Raw genomic sequence first — 1,871 nt, 5'->3', positions numbered from 1 at the left:
CCCGACAACATTGAGGACGACCAATTGGTCTTTCGCGCCGTGAAAACACGCAAACAGCAACACGTCGACCTGAACCAGTATTCCCGGGCTATTCTAGCGAAATACCCCAGCGGCTTACCCAAACTCTCCCAGCAGAAATTCAACGATTACGTTAAGGAACTGGGGCAGCACTGTGGTATTGACAAACAAACGCTGGTCGTACGTTATCGGGGCAGCAAACGCATTGAAGACCGAGTACCTAAGTACAGCCTACTTTCCTCCCACACTGGACGGCATACGTTCGTTACACAGAGTTTAGAACGAGGTATGAGCTTAGAGGTGGTTCAAAAATTCACCGGCCATAAAGATCTTAAGTCCTTAATGGGCTATGCTAAAGTTCGCGACAAGCGTAAGAAGACCGAGATGGAAAACGCTTGGGGTTGACACTCTGTAATAACTATAATGTATAGTTATATATTCCAATAGACACAATTTCCATTGGCATAACTATTATTGACACGAGTCATACCTCAAAGACCATTACCATTTTAACTGTCTAACCAACAAGTTCTTTCAATCAATGAAAGGCATGAGTTAGATACTACCCCAAGCAGAGATCTCCAGCTAGATTGGCAATAGCTTAGCTTTGTAATATGATACCAGAAATGGATGTTGACTTTGTTATGAACCCTCCACAGGCACACGAACTTCCCAGTGCCTATGCTGCTCGCTTAGCTTACGAATACGCCGCCTCAGCTAGCGAAACTCATAAGAAATCGTTTGGCCAATACTTTACTCCACGCGAGCTTGGTCTATATCTAGCCAGTTTATCCACGTTTACTGGTAACTCAGCCAGATTGCTTGATCCTGGTTTTGGAACTGGCGTGCTGGCGTGCTCTTTGGTAGAGCAGTTAGTGCAACAAAATGGTCAGATCACAGAGTTGTACTTAGAGGTCTACGAGGTTGATGCTGGAATACAACCTTACGCGCAGGCCGCACTTGCGCACCTTGTCAATTGGCTATCCGGAAGGCAGATCTTATGCCGCACGGAGCTGATCATGCGAGATTTTATTCTAGAACACCGAACGCTCTGGCAACAACCCCTAGAAGATGTTGAGCCGCGATACGACTTAGTTATTTCAAATCCGCCATATTTTAAATTAGGTAAAGACGATCCGCGTAACGTTATAGCAAGGCAGCAAGAGCAAGAACAACCTAATATATACGCGTTATTTATTGTACAAGCAGCTCTTCTAACTAAACAAGGAGGCGAACTGATCTTCATCATTCCACGAAGTTTCTGCTCTGGACCTTATTTTGAACGATTCCGTAACTTCCTGTATGACCACTTGCAACTCGATGTATTTCACCTTTTTCACTCCCGCAATAAAGCATTCCAAAAGGATGCCGTCTTGCAAGAGAATATGATTTTTAAGGCTACACGGATAAATCGAGCTAATGAGCATGACTATCCGGTGCGAATATTGGCCTCTGAAGCCGGTCACGATTTACATGAAGTCACAAGGCAACAGTGCACCATTGACGAACTGGTGGACTTTGGTAGCCAAGATAAAGTCTTGTTCTTGCCTACTAACGACGCAGAGCGCAGTCTGATTTCTCGTTTCAAGCTATGGCGGAACAGGTTAGACGATTTCGGTATCGAAGTATCTACAGGTCCTGTAGTAGCTTTCCGCACTACGGATTATTTGCGTGAGGAACCTGGCGAAAGCCTTGTCCCGCTGCTTTGGATTGATCATGTACGCCGCGGGCGTGTTGCTTGGCCTAATGCGCGCGGTCGGCATCAGTACCTCTCAATTGAGAGAGGCAAAAAAACTGGATTACTTCCTAACAGGAATTATGTACTACTTCGTCGGTTTAGCACAAAAGATGAT

2 protein-coding genes are annotated in these 1,871 nt (G+C 45.4%); both read left to right on the top strand.

The window, feature by feature from the left end; all coding sequences use genetic code 11:
• On the top strand, window positions 1-423 hold a 423-nt coding region (locus LJ737_RS26790), incomplete at its 5' end, for a tyrosine-type recombinase/integrase (RefSeq protein ID WP_227769853.1).
• A 209-nt stretch (window positions 424-632) separates the two neighbouring features.
• The coding region (locus LJ737_RS26785) for an Eco57I restriction-modification methylase domain-containing protein (protein WP_227769852.1) at window positions 633-1,871 on the top strand (1,239 nt) is incomplete at its 3' end.

The sequence above is a fragment of the Hymenobacter sp. 15J16-1T3B genome (genome assembly GCF_020711235.1).
GTDB lineage: Bacteria > Bacteroidota > Bacteroidia > Cytophagales > Hymenobacteraceae > Solirubrum.
Note: the sequence above shows the minus strand (reverse complement) of the source record. Positions and strands in the feature narration are given on the sequence as shown.